Annotated in this window: 18 protein-coding genes; 8 read left to right on the top strand and 10 right to left on the bottom strand. The window is 57.4% G+C overall.

Annotated features, from left to right (window positions below; all coding sequences use genetic code 11):
- Positions 1-42: 42 nt before the first annotated feature.
- Positions 43-2,070 carry an NADPH-dependent 2,4-dienoyl-CoA reductase gene (locus C8N30_RS06310; protein WP_025063659.1) on the bottom strand — a complete coding sequence of 676 codons (2,028 nt, stop codon included), beginning with the start codon at positions 2,068-2,070 and terminating at the stop codon, positions 43-45.
- 155 nt (positions 2,071-2,225) lie between these two features.
- Between C8N30_RS06310 and C8N30_RS06305 the strand changes: the two genes are divergently transcribed.
- On the top strand, positions 2,226-2,708 hold the full coding sequence (locus C8N30_RS06305) for an RNA pyrophosphohydrolase (protein WP_025063658.1): 483 nt from the start codon (positions 2,226-2,228) through the stop codon (positions 2,706-2,708).
- Positions 2,709-2,833: 125 nt separating this feature from the next.
- On the opposite strand, the gene C8N30_RS06300 is transcribed toward C8N30_RS06305, so the two are convergent.
- Genes C8N30_RS06300 through nth form a run of 3 tightly spaced genes read right to left on the bottom strand, consistent with a single transcriptional unit; the run spans position 2,834 to position 5,066 of the window.
- The gene (locus C8N30_RS06300) at positions 2,834-3,424 is read right to left on the bottom strand and encodes a GNAT family N-acetyltransferase (protein WP_025063657.1); all 591 of its coding nucleotides are present in this window, start codon (positions 3,422-3,424) and stop codon (positions 2,834-2,836) included.
- Positions 3,424-4,416 carry an adenosine kinase gene (locus tag C8N30_RS06295; RefSeq protein ID WP_025063656.1) on the bottom strand — a complete coding sequence of 331 codons (993 nt, stop codon included), beginning with the start codon at positions 4,414-4,416 and terminating at the stop codon, positions 3,424-3,426. The genes C8N30_RS06300 and C8N30_RS06295 overlap by 1 nt, the downstream gene beginning before the upstream one ends.
- Positions 4,413-5,066 (bottom strand): endonuclease III, encoded by a 654-nt coding sequence (nth, locus tag C8N30_RS06290; RefSeq protein ID WP_037968535.1) that lies wholly within the window; start codon positions 5,064-5,066, stop codon positions 4,413-4,415. Before nth ends, C8N30_RS06295 begins: the two co-directional genes overlap by 4 nt.
- 62 nt (positions 5,067-5,128) lie before the next feature.
- Between nth and C8N30_RS06285 the strand changes: the two genes are divergently transcribed.
- The 3 genes from C8N30_RS06285 (at position 5,129) to C8N30_RS06275 (ending at position 7,519) form a co-directional block, all read left to right on the top strand.
- The gene (locus C8N30_RS06285; RefSeq protein ID WP_025063654.1) at positions 5,129-5,995 is read left to right on the top strand and encodes a methylated-DNA--[protein]-cysteine S-methyltransferase; all 867 of its coding nucleotides are present in this window, start codon (positions 5,129-5,131) and stop codon (positions 5,993-5,995) included.
- Between the two features lie 123 nt (positions 5,996-6,118).
- Complete coding sequence (locus C8N30_RS06280; RefSeq protein ID WP_025063653.1) at positions 6,119-6,796, top strand: OmpA family protein; 678 nt, start codon at positions 6,119-6,121, stop codon at positions 6,794-6,796.
- Between the two features lie 180 nt (positions 6,797-6,976).
- Positions 6,977-7,519: an NADPH-dependent FMN reductase gene (locus C8N30_RS06275; RefSeq protein ID WP_025063652.1), complete on the top strand. Its 543-nt coding sequence runs from the start codon at positions 6,977-6,979 to the stop codon at positions 7,517-7,519.
- On the opposite strand, the gene C8N30_RS06270 is transcribed toward C8N30_RS06275, so the two are convergent.
- On the bottom strand, positions 7,516-7,914 hold the full coding sequence (locus C8N30_RS06270; RefSeq protein WP_025063651.1) for a VOC family protein: 399 nt from the start codon (positions 7,912-7,914) through the stop codon (positions 7,516-7,518). The two genes, C8N30_RS06275 and C8N30_RS06270, sit on opposite strands and share 4 nt — an antisense overlap.
- On the bottom strand, positions 7,911-8,942 hold the full coding sequence (locus tag C8N30_RS06265; protein WP_025063650.1) for an NAD(P)/FAD-dependent oxidoreductase: 1,032 nt from the start codon (positions 8,940-8,942) through the stop codon (positions 7,911-7,913). The genes C8N30_RS06270 and C8N30_RS06265 overlap by 4 nt, the downstream gene beginning before the upstream one ends.
- Positions 8,943-9,001: 59 nt before the next feature.
- Here C8N30_RS06265 and mnmD point away from each other — a divergent pair, with 59 nt between their 5' ends.
- Positions 9,002-9,661, top strand: coding sequence for a tRNA (5-methylaminomethyl-2-thiouridine)(34)-methyltransferase MnmD (gene mnmD / locus C8N30_RS06260; protein ID WP_025063649.1), 660 nt, complete (start codon positions 9,002-9,004; stop codon positions 9,659-9,661).
- Positions 9,658-10,527: a DMT family transporter gene (locus C8N30_RS06255; protein ID WP_025063648.1), complete on the top strand. Its 870-nt coding sequence runs from the start codon at positions 9,658-9,660 to the stop codon at positions 10,525-10,527. The genes mnmD and C8N30_RS06255 overlap by 4 nt, the downstream gene beginning before the upstream one ends.
- Here C8N30_RS06255 and C8N30_RS06250 read toward each other — a convergent pair.
- Positions 10,492-12,465, bottom strand: coding sequence for a lytic transglycosylase domain-containing protein (locus C8N30_RS06250; protein ID WP_025063647.1), 1,974 nt, complete (start codon positions 12,463-12,465; stop codon positions 10,492-10,494). The two genes, C8N30_RS06255 and C8N30_RS06250, sit on opposite strands and share 36 nt — an antisense overlap.
- A gap of 153 nt (positions 12,466-12,618) precedes the next feature.
- Between C8N30_RS06250 and dapA the strand changes: the two genes are divergently transcribed.
- Entirely contained in the window at positions 12,619-13,491 is an 873-nt protein-coding gene (gene dapA, locus C8N30_RS06245) for a 4-hydroxy-tetrahydrodipicolinate synthase (RefSeq protein WP_025063646.1), read from the top strand.
- Between the two features lie 90 nt (positions 13,492-13,581).
- Positions 13,582-14,745: a M20 aminoacylase family protein gene (locus C8N30_RS06240; RefSeq protein WP_025063645.1), complete on the top strand. Its 1,164-nt coding sequence runs from the start codon at positions 13,582-13,584 to the stop codon at positions 14,743-14,745.
- 10 nt (positions 14,746-14,755) lie between these two features.
- Here the strand turns inward: C8N30_RS06240 and C8N30_RS06235 are convergent, their stop codons facing one another.
- Genes C8N30_RS06235 through C8N30_RS06225 form a run of 3 tightly spaced genes read right to left on the bottom strand, consistent with a single transcriptional unit; the run spans position 14,756 to position 16,868 of the window.
- Positions 14,756-15,223 carry a GNAT family N-acetyltransferase gene (locus C8N30_RS06235; RefSeq protein WP_025063644.1) on the bottom strand — a complete coding sequence of 156 codons (468 nt, stop codon included), beginning with the start codon at positions 15,221-15,223 and terminating at the stop codon, positions 14,756-14,758.
- A complete protein-coding gene (locus tag C8N30_RS06230) occupies positions 15,220-16,092 on the bottom strand; it encodes a dimethyl sulfoxide reductase anchor subunit family protein (RefSeq protein WP_025063643.1) in 873 nt (290 codons plus the stop codon). Before C8N30_RS06230 ends, C8N30_RS06235 begins: the two co-directional genes overlap by 4 nt.
- On the bottom strand, positions 16,092-16,868 hold the full coding sequence (locus C8N30_RS06225) for a 4Fe-4S dicluster domain-containing protein (RefSeq protein WP_025063642.1): 777 nt from the start codon (positions 16,866-16,868) through the stop codon (positions 16,092-16,094). Before C8N30_RS06225 ends, C8N30_RS06230 begins: the two co-directional genes overlap by 1 nt.
- Between the last annotated feature and the right edge of the window lie 73 nt (positions 16,869-16,941).

Raw genomic sequence — 16,941 nt, 5'->3', positions numbered from 1 at the left:
CAGTCGCGCCATTTTGCTTTGATCAACTTCCAGAGCTTGGCTCTAAAGCGTGGCGGCAAGCCTTGTACCCTGATCGATGGCGCGTTTTGCGTCCAGCTCCGAGGCGACATCTGCCCCGCCGATCACATGGCAACTGCGGCCTCTTGCCTCCAGCGCATCCGCAAGCGAGCGGTCCGAGAGCTGGCCCGCGCATAAAACGACAGTATCTGCGGGGATTACCTGCGGCCTCTCGCGCCCTTCACCAAAGGAGATGTGGACACCATCATCGTCAATCCGTTCATAATTCACACCAGCGATCATTTGAACGTTTTTCATCGTCAGCGAGGCGCGGTGGATCCAACCTGTCGTTTTACCAAGGCCCTTGCCCGGTTTGGACGGTTTGCGCTGCATCATTGTGACAGCACGGGCAGGCTTGTGCGGTTGTGGTCCTTCCGGTGCAAGGCCGGAGCGGTGCTCTGAGGTATCGGCGACCCCCCATTCCCGCATCCATTCGGGCAGGTTTAGCGTAGTACTGTCGCCGTCATGTACGAGATGCTCGGATACATCAAATCCGATTCCGCCTGCGCCAATCACGGCAACATGCTGCCCGACCTTTGCGGTGCCGTTCAAGACGTCGATATAGCTAAAGACGTTGTCGCGGTTCTGGCCTTCGATTTGCGGATCGCGCGGGGTGACACCCGTAGCGATAATCACCTCGTCAAACCCGTCTAGATCGTTGGCGGAAACTTCGGTATTAAGGTGCACGGAAATACCGTAGTGTGCCACCATTGTGCGGTACCAATCGACAAATCCCCAGAACTCTTCCTTGCCGGCTACTTGCTTGGCGAGGTTGAGCTGACCTCCAATTTCGCTGGCGCGGTCGAATACGGTGACGGCATGTCCCCGTTCTGCGGCAGCTAATGCGGTGGACAGGCCCGCGGGACCAGCGCCGACGATGGCAATTTTCTTAGCGGTAGATACAGCTTCAAGTACCAATTCTGTTTCGTAGCACGCGCGTGGATTAACAAGGCAGCTGGAAATTTTGCCGCCAAATGTATGATCAAGACAGGCCTGATTGCAGCCGATGCAGGGCGCGATATGTGCAGATTTTCCTGCCGCTGCCTTGTTTACGAACTCCGCGTCGGCCAGCATAGGGCGGGCCATCGAGACCATATCTGCACATCCCGTTGACAGGACTTCTTCGGCAACTTCGGGTGTGTTGATGCGGTTGGAGGTTATGAGTGGAATGCTCACTTTCCCCATCAGCTTTTTCGTGACCCAAGCAAAGGCTGCGCGCGGCACGGAGGTGGCGATGGTGGGGATGCGCGCCTCGTGCCAGCCGATGCCGGTATTAATGATCGTTGCACCCGCCTTTTCGATCTCGACGGCGAGTTGGGCAACCTCTTCATAGGTCGAGCCGTTGGGCACCAGATCAATCATAGACAGCCGGTAGATGATAATAAAATCAGGCCCTACTGTTTCGCGCACGCGGCGGACTACCTCAACGGGCAGGCGCATGCGGTTCTCGTAGGAGCCGCCCCAGCGATCTGTCCTCTTGTTTGTGTGGGTCACCAGAAACTGGTTGAGAAAATATCCCTCGGAGCCCATCACTTCGACGCCGTCATATCCTGCTTGCTGTGCAAGGCCAGCACAGGCAGCAATGTCCGCGATCTGTTTTTCGATGCCCGCCTCGTCCAACTCGGTCGGAGGGAAAGGGGAGATAGGGGATTTTATGGCAGATGGAGCCACGCATTTGGGGCCATATGCATAGCGGCCAGCGTGCAGGATCTGCATCGCGATCTTGCCGTCTGCCGCATGTACGCGGTCAGTGACAATCTTGTGGTTCTCTACGTCCTCGTCGGTGGTCATCATCGCTGCACCCGGCAGAACAGAGCCTTCCATGTTGGGTCCGATACCACCCGTCACCATCAGGCCCACACCGCCACGTGCACGTGCGGCATAAAATTCCGCAACGCGGTTCCAGTCCTTCGTTTCTTCCAGCCCCGTGTGCATCGAGCCCATGAGGACACGGTTTTTCAAGGTTGTGAAACCCAGATCGAGAGGGCTGAGCATGTGGGGGTAGTTGGACATAGGTAAGACCCTTTGGGAGGCATAAGTTCGAACTTAGCATGGCGACCGTATCGTGCGATGTCACTAAAAACGCGGCGTAAGGCGCTGCCTGCTGTCACCTCTTTAATAGATGATGTAGTTTAACCTGCAAACAGATCAAAGAGCTGGAACCTGCTATGACCCCTGAAGAGATACAGAAACTTCCCTACCGCCCCTGTGTGGGTGTGATGGTTATCAACGCGGCAAGCGAGGTTTTCGTGGGCCAGCGTCTGGACCGGAATTATGATGCATGGCAGATGCCTCAAGGCGGCGTTGACCCGGGTGAGGACCCGCAGGAGGCGGCGCTGCGCGAGCTCGAAGAAGAAACCGGCATTACCCGTGATCTGGTGAGCGTCGAGGCGCAAACCGAGCACTGGCTGCCCTATGAGCTGCCCCATGATCTAGTCCCCAAGCTGTGGAAGGGAAAATACCGCGGACAGGAGCAGAAATGGTTTTTGTTGCGGTTTAACGGAACGGATGATCAGGTGAATATTGCGACAGCAGAGCCTGAGTTCAGTGCATGGTGCTGGCTGCCCGCGGACGAGATGCTGTCAGGCATTGTCCCGTTCAAACGCGAGGTTTACGAGCGAGTGGTGCAGGAGTTCCGGACGTTTCTTTGACATCTATGCCGGTTGAGCGGGAAGGAAACATCTCCTGTTGCTGCCGGATCGCTCGTACGCTCCGCGATGTAGCGACCTTACCGGAGTGGTGCAGGCCTGTCCGATAAAACAGACAGGCTAGTGCATCAGATAATAGAGATCCAAGGAGCGGCTGTAACGGGCAGTATGCCGGTCACCCGCGGATCATCGTCGATATCCACAGTTCGTTTGTAAGGGACAAAGCCCGAACGGATATAAAAGCCGAGAGCTGCCGCGCTATCATGGGTGCAGGTATGCACATGGAAGCGGCTGATACCTGCGTCCCAGGCGGTTTCGATCGCCCGGTTCATCAAATATCGCCCCGCACCGGCACCGATCAATTTGGCAGTGAGGCCGAAATATGCTAACTCGCAGGAGCCTGCGGTGCGGAAATCGAGCTCTAGCAATGCCTCGTCCTGGCCGTTCTTAGACAGGGTAAAGATGTGGACATCTGGATCGTCGATAATTCCGCGCAGGGCTTTATCGTCCATACCCAGACGCCCATACCAGAGCCAGTCGTGTGAACCTACGCGGGTAAAGATATCGCGATAGGTGTCGGGATCAGGATTGATCCGGCGAAAGGTGATACCCTCGGGCAAGGAAACATCCCGCGTTAGCGCACGGTTGGTCATTTCGAGATACGTGACGATTACAGCCACTTTGCCCTCCGCGACGGCATATTCTCCATTCTCCAGCATCAGACCAGACCTGCCTTGCGAAATTCTTCCATCATATCCTTCTGGGGGCGCGGACCGATGTGGCTGATCACTTCGGAGCCGCACAGATTTCCCATTCGGCCGCAAGTTTCCAGATCACGACCTGTTGCCATGCCATAGATGAAACCGGCGGCAAACTGGTCGCCTGCTCCTGTTGCGTCAACGGGCATGATGCGGGCAGAAGCAGCAATGTCCACACGCTCAGCACCACGGATCAAGGTGACGCCGTCGGCCCCCCGTGTGCAGACCATCACAGGACAAATGGCGGCAGTATTGAGCATCGCGGCCTCAAGGTCGTCGGTCTGGAACAGGGACTTTATCTCGGCTTCGTTGCCAATGACAAAATCCAGTTCATGTTCGATCATTTGCAGGAAATCGGCGCGGTGGCGCTCCACGCAGAATGGATCTGAAATGGTGATGCCAGCCATACCGCCGCCCGCTTTGGCTGCGCGTGCTGCTTCGCGGAAGGCTGTTTTACCAGCATCCTCGTCAAAGAGATACCCTTCGAGGAACATGATCTTCGCATTGCCGGCCACATCGCCGGGCACATCCGCAGATGACAGGCCTGTCGAGATGCCGAGATAGGTATTCATCGACCGCTCGCCATCCGGCGTCACGAAAATCATGCTCCGCGAGGTCGGGCGATCGTCGTCGGCCACCGGAGGGTTCACAAAGTCAATGTCGTTATTCGTCATGGCATCCGCATAAAACCTGCCCAATCCGTCATCGCGCACGCGCCCGATGAATGCTGTCTTGAGGCCCAGTGCGCCAACACCTGCGATTGTATTCGCAACAGCGCCACCGGGCGTTTGCAGCCGGTCTTTCATTTCACCATAAAGTTGCTCTGCGCGGTCTTGGGCAATCAATTGCATGATGCCTTTCTCGATCTCCATTGTGTCCAGAAACGCATCATCCGCATGGGTGATGACGTCCACAACCGCATTGCCGATACCGACGAGATCATAAGTCTTCATTCTGTTTTATCCTTGTATTGGCAAAGGTCTTTAATGATGCAGGTACGGCACTGAGGTTTTCGCGCCTTACAGTGATAGCGTCCGTGCAGGATCAGCCAGTGATGCGCATGGAGCTGAAAATCTGCAGGGATATTATCCTCTACTGCCCGCTCTACCGCCTCGACCGATTTTCCGGGTGCTATTCCGGTCCGGTTGCCGACACGGAAAATATGGGTATCGACGGCTTGTGCGGGTTGGTGCCACCACATGTTCAGCACGACATTGGCTGTTTTTCGCCCCACACCCGGCAAACCCTGCAACGCAGCGCGGGAGTTGGGGACAACACCGCCATATTCATCAACCAAAATCTGGCTAAGCTTGATAACATTTTTGGCTTTTTGGCGGAAAAGACCAATCGTTTTGATGTGCTCGATCAAGCCTTCAAGGCCGAGGTCGAGCATCTTCTGTGGTGTGTCCGCAATCGCAAAAAGCGCGCGGGTCGCTTTGTTTACGCCCACGTCCGTCGATTGCGCCGAGAGAGCTACAGCTACCACAAGCGTATAGACGTTCACATGCTCCAGCTCGCCCTTGGGCTCTGGATCGGCTTCTTGAAACCGCTCCATAATGGCGCGAATGGTGTGATAATCGAGTTGTTTTGTCTGTTTACTCATGGTGCCCAGATATGCGCAGGTTTCGGGTCGCGTGCAAGCATCGGTGCGCATATTGTGGTGCTATGACACAGATGCCCCATCCGCCCGAAGAGACAGCCGACCGCTACCACTACGGTGTGATTGCCCGTGCGATCGCTGTGATTGACAGCGCTGATGTCCCGCTGAGCCTTGAGGCGTTGTCAGCGCAAATGGGAATGAGTGCGGCGCATTTCCAAAGGCTTTTTTCGGCATGGGCCGGTGTTTCGCCCAAACGCTACCAGCAGTATCTAACGCTGGGTCATGCCAAGACCTTGCTGCGGGAGAGGTCGACCACATTGGAAGCGGCCCATTCTGCGGGGCTGTCAGGAACTGGCCGCTTGCATGATCTGTTTGTGCGGTGGGAGGCAATGAGCCCTGGCGAATATGCAGCGGGTGGTGCCGGACTAAGCATTTTCTGGGGGTGGTTCGAGAGCCCGTTTGGTGCGGTTGTCGTCATGGCCACGGAGAAGGGGGTATGTGGATTGTCGCTGGCGGCGCAAATGGGTGCCGAGGCGGCGATGGCCGATATGGTGCAGCGCTGGCCCAATGCGACGTTCACAGAAGATCCGGCGCGCCTGCGTCCTTGGGTATCCTCTGCTTTCGGGATGGCCCCTGAACAAGACCGCGCACCTCTCTACCTTATCGGGGCGCCTTTCCAGATCAAGGTCTGGGAAGCGTTGCTGAGCCTTCCCGAAGGGCACGTCACAACCTACGGTGATATAGCCGCTGCGATCGGCACGCCAAAGGCAGTGCGCGCTGTGGGTACAGCAGTCGGGAGAAACCCCATAGGATACCTTATTCCGTGCCACCGCGTGCTGCGTAAAACAGGGGCATTGGGTGGTTATCATTGGGGTCTGCCGATGAAACGCGCAATGCTCGGCTATGAAGCGGCGCGGATAGACGCGTCATAATTTGCGCGGGATGTCGCTTATTCCCCCTAAACTGTCATTTAGTCGTGAACTTTTCCGCTCTATAAAGAGTTTGTAGAAATGATGCTTCGCCCGAACGAAGCCGAAACAGTAAGGCAGTATAGTATGACTTTTATGAAATTCCCCCTTTTCGCCGCAATGGCGACTGTTGTTGCTTTGGGCGCGTGTACCAATCCTAACGGTTCGATCCTTGCCTCTTCCGAGGACCCGAACCAGCGCACCAAAAACGGCGCCTTGATCGGCGCAGGTGCGGGCGCAGTTATTGGTGCGCTGTCCAGAGGGGACGGCAACCGCGACACAGGCGCACTTCAGGGCGCGCTACTTGGTGCCGCACTCGGCGCGGGCGGCGGTGCAATCCTTGACCGTCAGGAGCGCGATTTGCGCGCCAGCCTTGGCGATAACCGCGTCACCATCACCAATACCGGTGACCGTCTGATCGTAACCCTGCCGCAGGATATTTTGTTTGCGACTGGCTCGAGCGCTGTTCGTGCCGATCTGACGGATGACCTTGGTGCCGTTGCAGGCAACCTGCGCGCATACCCTAACTCAACCATTCAGGTTATTGGTCACACCGACAGCGACGGCGAAGCCGCGTTTAACCAGCAGCTCTCCGAAAACCGTGCAAATGCTGTTGCCAACGTGCTGTTGCGTAATGGTGTCGGTGCTGCGCGGGTTCAGGCCGTTGGTCGCGGCGAAGGCCAGCCTGTGGCGAGCAACCTGAACGCTCAGGGTAAGGCACAGAACCGCCGCGTCGAGATCGTGATCCTGCCAAACGCAAGCTGATCCATCCTCGCGACAATGAATAAAGCCCCGGTGCAGATATGCGCCGGGGCTTTTGTTTTGTGCGGAGTGATCAAGGACGCGCGCAGGCACGAACACTGATTGTGCGCGGTTGCTCCCTTGAGGTTGAGAAAGAATGCCGCATTTGTAATTCCAAGAGAAATTAAATCGAGGAATTTTCACATGGCGAACATCAACCTTGTCGGCATATCGGGCTCGCTTCGCAAAGGCAGCCACAACTCCCTACTGCTGGCGGAGGCTGCACGGCTCTTCGGTAACGCAGACTACGCAGAAGCGGATATTAATCTGCCGCTCTACAATGCTGATGACGAGGAGGCGCATGGCGTACCTGCCGCAGTTGATGCGCTGGCGCGTCAGTTAGCGGATGCGGATGCTATCCTGATCTCATCGCCCGAGTATAACAAAGGACCGTCAGGCGCGCTGAAAAATGCACTGGACTGGATCAGCAGGTCAGAAACAAAACCATGGGGCGGTAAGCCGGTCGCCGTTATGTCTGCTGCAGCGGGACGCGCGGGTGGCGAGCGCGCCCAGATGATTTTGCGCGCGTTTCTTGTACCGTTCCGCCCGCGGATTTTGCAGGGGCCTGAAATTCATTTGGCTGCCAGCCATGAAGCGTTCGACGGCAATGGCCAGCTGACGGGCGATATTTATGTCAAAGAGCTGACCGAGCTGATGGAAGCCTTGCGTGCTGAAATCTCTTCCTAAATCGGCTTGCTGATCTCGATCAGGTTTCCGTCGGGGTCACGTAGGTAAAGCGATGTAATCGGTCCGGTGGCTCCAGTGCGGGGAACCGGACCGGTCTCTATAGATACATTTTCCTTCAAAAGATGAGCCTGCCAGACCTCTATTGGTGTATCGGTCAAAAAGCACAGATCGGCGGAACCTGATTGCACATGGCGCGCCTTCGGCTCGAATTCCGCACCTTGTTTATGAAGATTTATCTTCATCGTGCCAAAGTGAAATGCGTGCCTCATGCTACCATCTGCTCCTGCAAAAGGGGCATGGGTCATGCCAAGGATGCTGCAATAAAACGCGATCGAAGCATCAATATCGGCTACCGTAAGAACAAGATGATCGAGTGTTGTGAGGCGGGGCGTCACAGGTTGTCCTCGACGCGAAACCCATCAGGGATTTGATCGTTGCCGTCCAACACCAAATCGGCCATCACCTGTGCCAGTTTGGGCGCCATGCCGAACCCAATCTTGAAGCCACCATTTGCAATATAATGGTCTGTCCGTCCGGGATAGGACCCCAGCATGGGCGCACGAGAGCGCGCACGCGGGCGCACGCCGGCCCATCGGGAAACCACAGGCGCATCGCGCAAAACAGGTACAGCCTTGCGCGCCGCTGCTATCACGTCTTCAAGTTGTGTATCGGTGCTGACGGGGTCATCGTATTCCCGCTCCGAGGTTGAGCCGATGGCGACGGTACCATCAAGATGGGGGATGATATGGACCCCACCGGCAAAAAGCTGCGGCGCGCCCGCAGCATCATATCTCAACAGCGCGGCCTGACCTTTCACCCCGTTGCCCATGCTGCGGGTATGCTCAGCGCTCAATGCCTCCAATCCTGCAACACCTGTTGCCCATACGACAGCGCCCTTGTCCTTCCCCTCTGACTGCATCGAGACCCCAGATTCACCAAGAGCCGCGACAAGCGCGTTGCAGGCGCGGCGCGGATGTAAATGGGCGCTTAGTGTGTCGTGTATAAAACAACCCTCCTGACTTTCCGGCTGCCAATCGGACGGAGGTGGTGTCACTACTTCCCATATCGCATGCCCCTGCCATAACTCGCGGGCGGTGCCACTGCGCTGCAGCGCGAGTGTTCGTGCAGCAGCATCGGCAACCGGTTGTAGACGCCCTGTGCGCGCATACCCCGTCTCAACGCCACCTGCTTCGCGCACGCCACGCCAGAACGCTTCTGCCATCAACAAACTTTCCAGCTGGAATGCCTTTTTATAATTCCAGTTTTCAGGCACATGTGGAGCCAGGGCACCAACGATGCCACCACTGCTGCCCGCAGCTGGGCCGTTGGGGTCAATGATTTGCACGCTGGCACCACGCTGGACGCAAGCCCATGCAATCGAGAGACCAAAAACTCCTGCGCCGCGGATGGTGATATCGGTCATTGCCCTGCTCCTGCTTTGCGCGCAGATTGCGCGTGATTAGACAGTTACAGGGGTGCATCGTGCAGGACCAGACGGCACAGATTGAATGGCGTGATGGACGGGTGCCTGTTTCAGTACAGTTTGATGACCCCTACTTTAGTCTTGAGAACGGCATGGATGAAACGCACCATGTTTTTTTAGGCGGAAATGATCTGCCGGCGCGGTTCAGGGACGGCTTTCATATTGCCGAGCTCGGCTTTGGCACAGGCCTTAATTTTCTGGTGGCACTGCAGGCGTTTCGCGCATCGGGCTGTGGCGGCAGGCTGGTGTTCACCAGCTTTGAGGCATTCCCCATGGCGATGAGTGATCTTCATGCGGCCTTGCGTGCTTTTGACGGATTGCCCGAAGATCTTGCGCAAGCTTCAGAATTTCCTGACGTAATGGAGGGAGTTGATTTTGTTTTGCGCGTTGTAATTGGTGATGCACGGCTGACGCTACCTCTTTGGGAGGAGCGCGCGGATGCGTGGTTTCTTGATGGATTTTCCCCCGCTAAAAACCCCGAGCTGTGGTCGCCGGACCTCATGGCGCAGGTGGGCGCGCATACGGTGCAGGGTGGAAGTGCAGCAACCTATACAGCCGCCGGTTTTGTGCGCCGTGGATTGGCGGATGCAGGATTTAATGTCACCCGCGTGGCTGGCTATGGCCGTAAACGGCATATGACGCGGGCAATCCGGTCATGACGCAGAGCAATAACATCCCGCTGGGCATCGGCCTGATGATTGCCACGACATTGGTTTTTGCGGTGCAGGACGGGCTCTCGCGCCATCTGGCAGGCGAATATAATGTGCTGATGATCGTGATGATCCGATACTGGTTTTTCGCCGCTTTCGTCATCGCGATTGCAAAACGGCGCGCAGGGGGGATCCGTGCGGCAGCGAAAACCGTCCAACCGCTGATCCAGATCACGCGCGGTCTGCTACTGTGTCTGGAGATTTGTGTGATGGTTGCGGCCTTTACGATTCTGGGACTGGTAGAGAGCCATGCGGTGTTCACCTGCTATCCGCTTCTGGTCGCCGCCCTGTCCGGCCCTGTGCTGGGCGAGCATGTCGGCTGGCGGCGTTGGGCGGCGATTGGGGTGGGGTTCATCGGTGTGCTTATTATTCTGCAACCGGGTAGGGAAGTATTTGACATCCGCGCCCTGATTCCGCTGTTGGCGGCCGCGATGTTTGCGGTTTATGGCCTGCTCACGCGCTATGCCGGACGCCGCGACAGCACTGCCACCAGCTTTTTCTGGACAGGGACAGTGGGCGCCATCGCGATGACATCGCTCGGGGTGTGGTTCTGGGAACCGATGGTCGCGCGCGATTGGATCTGGATGGGGTGTCTCTGCCTTACCGGGGTTTCGGGCCACTGGCTGTTGATCCGCTGTTACGAGGTGGCCGAAGCCAGCGCTGTCCAGCCGTTTGCCTATCTCCAGCTTGTATTCGCCGCTACCATCGGCATCGCCGTTTTTGGCGAAACAGTAAGTACGAATGTCGCAATCGGCTGCGTGATTATCGTAGCCGCCGGCCTATTCACCTTTTGGCGCGAAAGACAGCAGGGTTGAGCCGATAAGCTCCTCGTAGAAGGGGATCGGCAGCGGCTCAAGCCCCAAACGCGCGCGGTATACTGGCAGCGATTCAGTCACCCGCATGATATAGTTTTGCGTTTCGCGGAAGGGGACCATCTCGACCCAGTCGACAATATAAATATCGCCGTTGCGCGGGTCGCCGTATTCTTCCATCCAACGGATCGGGCGGCTGGGGCCCGCGTTATAGGCCGCGGACATCATCACCACATTGCCGTCAAACCGGCCTGCAAGCTCGGCCAGATATTGGGTGCCCAAACGCGCGTTATAAACGGGATCGGCAGTGAGACGGTCGGTGGTGTGCTGTGGTGCAATCCCGAGCCCCTGTGCGACTTCGAGGGCAGTCGCAGGCATCAGCTGCATCAGGCCGCGTGCGCCAACCGCAGATTGCACAACGGGGTCGAATTCACTTTCGCGGCGTGCAATCGCGAGCGTCATTTCGGAGGCCATGGGTAGATCGGCTTCACCTGCAGGGTGCAGAGCATAATATGCGTTGGCAACTTCGAGCCCGCGCTGCGCGGCGCGCTTGCCAACCATTACCGCGATGTGTGGCTGGTTCACGTCAAGTGCTGCCTGACCCAGCAATTCCAGATCCGGTTCCAGCAGCTGGTCGGCGAGGTGGGTCCAGAAGCGCTCCGCCAGATCCATTTCGCCAGACGCCTGAAGCAGGAGGCCCGCCTCGAACAGCGGCGCCTTTGCCAGCGGGCTGGTGCGCCAGTCTTGTGTCGGGCGAATGCCGCGCAGTTTGTCGGGGAAGGGGATGCGCGCGCGTTCGGCGGCCAGAAGGCCATAGAAGGAAGTCTGGAAATTCGCACCTTTGCGGTAGGCCGCTGTAGCGCCCTCATTGTCACCCGCTTCCTCCAGGGCACGGCCCTGCCAATATCCCGCGCGTCCCTGACTTATTGGGGATTCGACTGCGCTGTCGTGACCGTTGAAATGTTTGAGTGCAAGTTGCGGGTCCTTGAGAAAGCGCAGGGCGATATATCCTGCCAGCCACTCCAGATCGGCAAAGTCCGATCCTTCGGTCAGGCCATGCTGTGCTGCCATGGTATAGGCGCGTTTGGGGTCACCGCTGCGCATCTCGTCACGCGCCAGCGCCCTACGGCGGTTACCCCACGCGGCAGGATTGCCCAGAAGCTCGATGCTTTTAGAGGAAGCCAGCAGCAGGTCTTTTGCATCATCTTCTCGGCCGCTTCGAATGCGCCATTCGAACCGCGCGTGGTTCACACCGCCGGAGTTCTTAAGAGACGTGGGTAGGTTTTCGTAGTCGCTCACTGCGGTGTCCAGACGGCGGTAGAACGCTATACGCGCCTCTGCTGCCTGCTCTGCGGCAGTGCTGGCAAGGCCATACATCTGGCGCGCCGCGTCATACTCCTGCTGCCAAACCATTGCATCGAGACGGCTATCGTGGTGCGGTGCTAGAAGTGTTGCGTGTGCAGCCAGAAAATCCCGCTGGGAATTCGCGTTCATCGGCATGGTTAGCCATGTTTTGACCAGCGTTGCCTGTGCTGCGCCGGTCTGCCCTTTTGCACTCAGCGAGGCAGCATAGGCAAGCACACCTTGGGGCGTTTGCGGGCCAGCATTCTCGAAAAACGCAAGGATCGCCTCATCACCTTGTTCGATCACCACGGGTTCAGAGCGGCGGCGCAGGTAGTCCTCGGCGGGCCAGTCTGGGCGTCTGTTGAGGAAATCGGTCACCTGCTCGTAGGTCCCTTCGGCTGCGCGGAGGCGGTGCCAGAGGATCACATCGCGGGCGACAGCGCCATCACGCTCAGCGATCCGTTCAGCAGCGGCCAAGTCACCGTTTCGCACGGCATCCATCGCCCATCCAAGTGGGCGCGGACGCTCTGCGCTGGCCGGTAATGCCATGGCACACAGGAGCAACAGGGCCGTTAGATGACGTGTCATGGCTTGCATTTCCTATCTCGTCCACAGTACAGCCTTTGATCATAGACGATCCGTGCGCAGGTACAATTCACCTAACTGCAGACGGGCGGTCTTCTTCCTGTCGCCGATTTGGCGGCTTCACCGGACGGCCTTTTGGTCTCCAGCACATAAAGGAGCGTGCACATGTTTTCAGGTTCTATGCCTGCCCTCGTCACGCCGTTTCGCAACGGCGAGCTGGATATTGAAACGCTGAAGAAACTGGTTGAATGGCATGTGGGCGAAGGCTCGAACGGCCTTGTCCCCGTCGGTACTACCGGCGAATCGCCGACACTTACGCACCGTGAGCACGAGATGGTTGTTGAGGAGGTTGTGAAGGCAGCAGCGGGTCGCATACCGGTTCTGGCCGGCGCGGGCAGTAACAACACGCTCGAAAGTATCCGCCTTGCGCAGCATGCGGAAAAAGTGGGCGCAGACGGCATTTTGCTGGTCACCCCGTACTACAACAAACCAACGCAGCGTGGTTTGATTGCGCATTTCACCGCCGTCCATGATTGTTGCGCGCTTCCGATCATCATCTACAATATCCCGGGCCGTTCTGTCGTGGACATGACTCCCGAAACGATGGGCCAGTTGGCCAAGCTCGACCGGATTGTCGGTGTTAAGGACGCAACTGGTGATCTGGCGCGCGTGTGCGATCAGCGGATGACCTGTGGCCCCGATTTCATCCAGTTGTCCGGCGAAGATGCTACTGCACACGGGTTCAACGCCCAAGGTGGCGTAGGGTGCATCTCTGTTACTGCCAATGTGGCGCCGAAACTGTCGGCCCAGTTGCAAGCAGCGTGTGCTGCGGGTGATTACGCCGCAGCGCTGGCGTTGCAGGACAAGCTGATGCCCTTGCACAAAGCAATCTTTACCGAACCTGGGCTTGTTGGCGTGAAATATGCGATGTCCCGCCTCGATCTGTGCTCAGAAGAGGTGCGGCTGCCCCTTGCTGGATTGAGTGATGAGACCCGCAAATTGGTTGACGAAGGCCTCAAGCACGCAGGCCTTATGTAAGATATCGGGGTGGGGTGTATCCCCACCCTACCCATTGCAGAAATTTGGTCCTAGGGTCGGGGAAACCCATACCTGTCCGGAGCCTGCACAATGAATATTCTCCCTCTCATCGCCGATAGTACAGACGAGCTGACCGCGATTTTCCGTGATCTGCATGCCCATCCTGAGATCGGCTTTACCGAGGTGAGGACAAGCGCGATCGTTGCGGACAAATTGCGCGAGTACGGCGTGGACGAGGTACACACGGGGCTGGGAAAGACTGGTGTGGTCGGCCTTATCCGTGGCAAGGGGCAGGGGAATCGCCGTATCGGACTGCGCGCGGATATGGACGCGTTGCCCATTCACGAGATTTCCGGCATCGAGTACACCTCGACCCATGACGGTGTGATGCATGCCTGCGGCCATGACGGTCATACCACGATGCTGCTTGGTGCGGCCAAGCACCTTGCGGCGACACGCGATTTTGACGGTACGGCGATCGTGGTGTTCCAGCCCGCCGAAGAAGGGCTTGGCGGCGCGCGACAGATGATTGCAGACGGTCTGTTCGAGCAGTTCCCCTGCGACGAGATTTACGGCATGCATAATTTGCCCAATGGCCAGATCGGTACGGTGGGGATCTGTAAGGGGACGGCCATGGCGGGGGCCGCGTTTTTTGACATCAAGGTGACCGGAAAAGGTAGCCACGCAGCAATGCCTGCCCACAGCAAGGATGCGTTGATTATCGCAGCGAGCATCGCAACCGAACTCCAGACAATCCTGAGCCGCAACATTTCGCCCATGGAATCATGCGTGCTGTCGGTTACGCAGTTACATGCCGGTTCGGCCTATAACGTGGTGCCGGAGGTGGCGACTCTCGCGGGCACGGTCCGTTATTTCAAAGACGAGATCTACGAACTTGCTGCGTCGCGGATGAAGGCGATTTGCGAGGGATTCGCGATTGCGCATGATGTGACGGTGACATTGGATTTGCGTAACGTGTTCGATGTTCTCGTCAATGACAGTGATTTATCGGATGCCTACATGGAGGCTGCCGCAGAAATTGTTGGTGCCGAGAATATTATCGAGCGGGCGGAGCCTGTGACGGGGTCGGAGGACTTTGCCGATATGCTCAAACTGGTCCCGGGGGCTTATTGTGTTGTCGGCCATGGAGGGACGGTATCGCTGCATAACCCGTCGTTCACCCTTGATCCTGCTATTCTGCCGATTGGTGCATCAGTAATGGCGCGTATCGTGGAGAAGCGGCTGGAGCGTTGATATCTGAGGGCTAAATATCGCAGACCATGTAGTAAATTGTCAGGCTCGGCACTGTGCACGACGGCAAGGTTTTTTCGCTGCGGAAGCCGAGGCGGCGGTAAAACGCGAGTGAAGGTTCATCAACCTGCCCGTGCAGTAGTGTCACGCCCTGACATTGCGCGGTGAATACCATATTCTGCCACAAGCGTGTTCCGACACCGCGCCCTTGATGCTCAGGCGCCACGTAAAATGCCCTGATTTCCGCCGTAGTTTTCTCTATGGCGGCTAGGGCGATGCAGCCGAGAATCTCCGCGCCGTCGCGTGCAACCCAGAACTTATGTTTCGACAGTCGCGCGGGGGTGAGTAGCAACGCCTCCGCAAGCAGTACCATTGTTGCATCGTCGTACCCTTTTGCTCGCTTTGCACGATAGGCAAGCGCCGACAGGGCCGCCGTGTCAGAAGGTACAGCCGCTTCTATTATTATTTTGCCGGAGCTCACCGCTTGCCATAATAGAGGCCGACTACATGTTCAGCCTCCGCAAAAAATAGCCAGCGGGCGGTTAGAACGCCACCAATATGTGAGACTACAGCAAAAAGTGCCATGAAATGGTTGAACGGAACCAGCAAAAAGAACACAGGCAGCACTGCCATCAGAACAATCGCGATAATCCGCAACTTGTTCGAATGCTTGCGGCCGATCACATGCACGAACTCGCGTAGCAGGTAATTGGTGCCTGTATGCGGGGGCTCGAAGGCGCGCACCCTGCCGATCTGTCCAAGGCCGGTTGCGGTTTGCATATTGGTGCCGCTGGCGGCCAATGCGGTGTCGCCGCGCAGCCACGTGGCGATCTGTATGCCCGCAGCAAGGCACAGCAGAGCAATTGCCCATATCGCCTGACCGGACAAAAGAGCCCCGCCGGCAATGCACAACGAGATGAAATTTGCAGGTGTGTATGGGCTGTGCCAGCGGGGGATGGTATTGAGCTGGCCGTAAATCATGGAGGTGGTAAAGACGGTCACCAGTGATGCAGCCGCGCCCAACAGCCCGAGGATGGTCCAGCGCTGCCCAAAGAATACAAGGCCTGCGCCGTAAATTGCCATCAGCACCAGCGCCAAGACTGCACACCACGCCTCGCGCGAAAGCCAGCTTGTGCGCCATTGGGTAAATGCTTTTAGTGCGCGCTCGGGGCGACCAAGGTGGAAGGTAGAAGAAATCAGCCCGCCTACGGCGAGGATATAGGCGATGGAGAAAAAGGCAAAAGCGCTCCATCCCGTGCCGCCCGGCATGCCAAGGCCAAGAAATACCAGTAGGCCGAATCCGAGGCCGGAGAATGTCGAGAAGAAGATGACTGAAGGTGCGGGATGCATCAGAGTTTCTCCAAAGTCTTGTCGAGCCAGCTCAGGAACCCTTTGGTTTCTGTTGCCACGGGCGCGAGAAAAGGAGCAAGCACATCAATCTGCTCGTCCTGTCGGGCCAGCTGGTCCTTGGGGCGGGGCGGCAGATATTTATTCACCGGCTTTGTGCCCTGCTCCGGCATCAGATCCATGCCACCGCGTTCTGCAACCAGCTTGCTCACGTTTGAGTCAGGATCAGCAAAATCACCAAAGTGGCGTGCATTTGACGGGCAGGTGCGTACGCAGGCAGGCTCGCGGTCAACCTCGGGGAGGTTTTTATTGTAGATGCGATCGACACAAAGGGTACATTTTTTCATCACTCCTTCCGCTTGGTCCAGCTCGCGAGCGCCATAGGGGCAGGCCCATGCGCATAGACCACAGCCGATGCAATCACTCTCATTCACCAGAACGATGCCGTCCTCGACCCGCTTGTAGCTGGCACCGGTGGGGCAGACGGTGACACATGGTGCATCCTCGCAGTGCAAGCAGGATTTCGGAAAATGGACAAGCTGTGCATCGGGCGCCGGCCCATCCCCCAGTTTAGGCGGCTGGATTTCGTAGCTGTGAACACGGTTGAGGAAGGTGCCCGATGGGTCGGCGCCGTATGGATTTTGATCCGATAGGGGTGCGCCATAGTTCTCTGTATTCCAGCCTTTGCAGGAGATCACACATGCGTGGCAGCCCACACAGGTGTCGAGATCAATAACAAGGCCGAGCTTTTTGGCGGTATGGGGGGGCAGTTGGGTCATCGGATCCGCTCCTGCGTTTCTATTTCTTCCGGGAGTTCCGGCATCGTGAGGATGCGTGAGCTTCTTTGGTCAA

The organism is Sulfitobacter guttiformis (assembly GCF_003610455.1).
GTDB classification, from domain to species: domain Bacteria; phylum Pseudomonadota; class Alphaproteobacteria; order Rhodobacterales; family Rhodobacteraceae; genus Sulfitobacter; species Sulfitobacter guttiformis.
This window is presented reverse-complemented; position numbering and strand designations above follow the sequence as displayed.

Coding starts and splice junctions, on each gene's coding strand:
- C8N30_RS06310 (WP_025063659.1), bottom strand. CDS start 2,070: ATGTCCAACTACCCCCACATGCTCAGCCCTCTCGATCTGGGTTTCACA.
- C8N30_RS06305 (WP_025063658.1), top strand. CDS start 2,226: ATGACCCCTGAAGAGATACAGAAACTTCCCTACCGCCCCTGTGTGGGT.
- C8N30_RS06300 (WP_025063657.1), bottom strand. CDS start 3,424: ATGCTGGAGAATGGAGAATATGCCGTCGCGGAGGGCAAAGTGGCTGTA.
- C8N30_RS06295 (WP_025063656.1), bottom strand. CDS start 4,416: ATGAAGACTTATGATCTCGTCGGTATCGGCAATGCGGTTGTGGACGTC.
- nth (WP_037968535.1), bottom strand. CDS start 5,066: ATGAGTAAACAGACAAAACAACTCGATTATCACACCATTCGCGCCATT.
- C8N30_RS06285 (WP_025063654.1), top strand. CDS start 5,129: ATGACACAGATGCCCCATCCGCCCGAAGAGACAGCCGACCGCTACCAC.
- C8N30_RS06280 (WP_025063653.1), top strand. CDS start 6,119: ATGACTTTTATGAAATTCCCCCTTTTCGCCGCAATGGCGACTGTTGTT.
- C8N30_RS06275 (WP_025063652.1), top strand. CDS start 6,977: ATGGCGAACATCAACCTTGTCGGCATATCGGGCTCGCTTCGCAAAGGC.
- C8N30_RS06265 (WP_025063650.1), bottom strand. CDS start 8,942: ATGACCGATATCACCATCCGCGGCGCAGGAGTTTTTGGTCTCTCGATT.
- C8N30_RS06255 (WP_025063648.1), top strand. CDS start 9,658: ATGACGCAGAGCAATAACATCCCGCTGGGCATCGGCCTGATGATTGCC.
- C8N30_RS06250 (WP_025063647.1), bottom strand. CDS start 12,465: ATGCAAGCCATGACACGTCATCTAACGGCCCTGTTGCTCCTGTGTGCC.
- dapA (WP_025063646.1), top strand. CDS start 12,619: ATGTTTTCAGGTTCTATGCCTGCCCTCGTCACGCCGTTTCGCAACGGC.
- C8N30_RS06240 (WP_025063645.1), top strand. CDS start 13,582: ATGAATATTCTCCCTCTCATCGCCGATAGTACAGACGAGCTGACCGCG.
- C8N30_RS06230 (WP_025063643.1), bottom strand. CDS start 16,092: ATGCATCCCGCACCTTCAGTCATCTTCTTCTCGACATTCTCCGGCCTC.
- C8N30_RS06225 (WP_025063642.1), bottom strand. CDS start 16,868: ATGACCCAACTGCCCCCCCATACCGCCAAAAAGCTCGGCCTTGTTATT.